Source organism: Devosia geojensis (assembly GCF_000969415.1).
Classification (GTDB): Bacteria; Pseudomonadota; Alphaproteobacteria; order Rhizobiales; family Devosiaceae; genus Devosia; species Devosia geojensis.
Genome location: NZ_JZEX01000177.1, coordinates 1 through 2418, shown reverse-complemented (window position 1 = coordinate 2418; position 2418 = coordinate 1). Strand labels below are relative to the sequence as shown.

Sequence of the window (2418 nt, the reverse complement as noted above, 5' to 3'; positions counted from 1 at the left end):
CACCCCAACCCCTCCCCTCAAGGGGGAGGGGCACGCTGGAGCAGCACGTTGTACTCCCTGCCTCGAGCCTTCCCTAGGTTGTGTGGACATTTAGGTGATGGCGGCCTGCAAAGGGCGGTTTTCTGCGCTTGCCGTGCTCACGTACCGAACGTACGCTGCGCGCCGGTTCTCAAGACCACCCTTTTCGGCCCACCCTGACCTAACTGTCCACACAACCTAAAGCGAGATCAGCGCCTCGACCACCGCTTCCCCGTCCGGCGTGTTCCATTCGGCGGGGCCCGGGAGGACCGCGAGCTCGCAGCCCATCTCGTCGAGCAGGAGCGTGACCGGCAGGCCAATGGCGACCGCCTCGGTCTTTAAACGCTCGAAGGCGGCAAAGGTGTTGTCGGCAAAGAGCGGCAGGTTCTGGTAGGCGCCTTCGGCCAGGAAATCCTGCGCTTTCTTCAGGCCGCTCTCGCCCATGTCGAGGTTGATCGGCAGGACCATGAAGGTATCGGAATTGTATTTGGTGGCGATGGCGTCGAGCGCGGGCATCTCCTCGCGGCAGGGCACGCACCAGCTCGCCCAGAAATTGACGAGGAGGCGCTTGCCCGAAAACGCCGAGATCGAGGTGTCGGTGCCGTCGGCCTTCTTGAAGGTCATCGAGCGGTAGCCGCGTCCCTCGCCGGTGCCGAGGAGGGCGGCGAGCTCGCCGACGGCAGCCGCGTCGAGCCTCTGGCCGGCCTCGGTCTGCACCGGGCACTCGCGCGCCGACGGGGCGGCATTGCTAAGGAATACCCAGACCGATATACCAACGCCCAAAATGGCGAGCCCCAGGGTCAGGATCAGCCGCGGAAGCGGCGAGCTTTCCGGTGGGGGCGCGTTGGTTTCGGTCACTTAAAACACTCCGGGATGCTGCATGAGCAATCGCATGTGGGGCGGCAGGTTCTCCTCCGGCCCAGACGCCATCATGGAAGAGATCAACGCCTCGATCGGATTCGATAAGCGTCTCTACCGCCAGGACATCGCCGGGTCGATAGCGCATGCGACGATGCTTGCCGAGACCGGCATACTGACGCAGGCCGATCGCGACGCGATCGTTGCCGGTCTAAACGAGGTAGAGGCTGAAATCGAGGCCGGAACGTTCACGTTCTCGCGCGCTCTCGAGGACATCCACATGAACGTCGAGGCGCGCTTGAAGGAGAAGATCGGCGACCCCGCCGGGCGCCTCCACACCGCCCGCTCGCGCAACGACCAGGTGGCGACCGACTTCAAGCTCTACGTGCGCGACTGCATCGACATGCTGGTGGCTCAGGTCAGGACCCTGCAATCCAAGCTCGTCGAGCGCGCCGAGGCCGAGGCCGAGACCATCATGCCCGGCTTCACGCATCTGCAGAGTGCGCAGCCGGTGACCTTCGGCCACCATCTCCTCGCCTATGTCGAGATGCTGGGCCGCGACGTCGGCCGGCTGGAGGACGCGCGCAGGCGCCTCAACGAGAGCCCGCTGGGCTCGGCGGCGCTCGCCGGCACGCCCTATCCGATCGACCGCGACATGACGGCGGAGGCGCTGGGATTCGACCGGCCGACGGCCAATTCGCTCGATGCCGTCTCCGACCGCGATTTCATCCTCGAGACGCTCTCGGCGGCCTCGATCTGCGCCATGCACCTGTCGCGCTTTGCCGAGGAGCTGGTGATCTGGTCGTCGGCCCAGTTCGGGTTCGTGAAACTCTCCGACAAGTTCACCACCGGCTCCTCGATCATGCCGCAGAAGCGCAATCCGGATGCGGCCGAACTGATTCGCGCCAAGGTGGGGCGCATCATGGGGGCGCTGACGAGCCTCCTCGTCGTGATGAAGGGCCTGCCGCTCGCCTATTCCAAGGACATGCAGGAGGACAAGGAGGTCGCCTTCGACGCGCTGGATTCGCTCTCGCTGTCGCTGGCGGCGATGACCGGCATGGTCGGCGACCTGACGGTCAACCGCGAGGCGATGCGCGCGGCCGCGAGCGCGGGGTTCTCGACCGCCACGGACGTCGCCGACTGGCTGGTGCGGCAGGCCGGCATCCCCTTCCGCGACGCCCACCACATCACCGGCCAGATCGTGGCGCTTGCCGAGCAGAAGGGCTGCGGTCTCGAGGGCCTCACCATCGAGGACTTCAAGTTCATCGACCAGCGCATCGACAGCCGCATCCACAAGGTGGTGACGGTCGAAGCCTCGGTCGCCGCCCGCCAGAGCTATGGCGGCACGGCGCCCGCGAACGTCGTCGCGCAGGCGGCGCGCTGGAAGGAGCTGCTGACAGGCGAAGCAGCCGAGCCCCGCGCCTTGACGAAAAAGAGCGGCCACGGGCATGGTGACGGCGGGGTGGAGTAGGCGGCCGGACGACAGTGCCACGGGCACGATCGGCCTCCCTCCCCCTTGAGGGGAGGGATTGAGGGTGGGGG

General features: G+C 66.3%; 2 protein-coding genes. One reads left to right on the top strand and one right to left on the bottom strand.

The window, feature by feature from the left end:
• Positions 1 to 216: 216 nt before the first annotated feature.
• On the bottom strand, positions 217 to 876 hold the full coding sequence (locus VE25_RS19460) for a TlpA disulfide reductase family protein (RefSeq protein ID WP_052732093.1): 660 nt from the start codon (positions 874 to 876) through the stop codon (positions 217 to 219).
• A gap of 22 nt (positions 877 to 898) precedes the next feature.
• Between VE25_RS19460 and argH the strand changes: the two genes are divergently transcribed.
• Positions 899 to 2347 (top strand): argininosuccinate lyase, encoded by a 1449-nt coding sequence (argH, locus tag VE25_RS19455; RefSeq protein WP_201776120.1) that lies wholly within the window; start codon positions 899 to 901, stop codon positions 2345 to 2347.
• The last annotated feature ends 71 nt before the right edge of the window (positions 2348 to 2418 follow it).

What these genes read in the sequence shown, in the direction of transcription:
- argH (WP_201776120.1), top strand. Translation starts at nt 899, where the DNA reads ATGAGCAATCGCATGTGGGGCGGCAGGTTCTCCTCCGGCCCAGACGCC.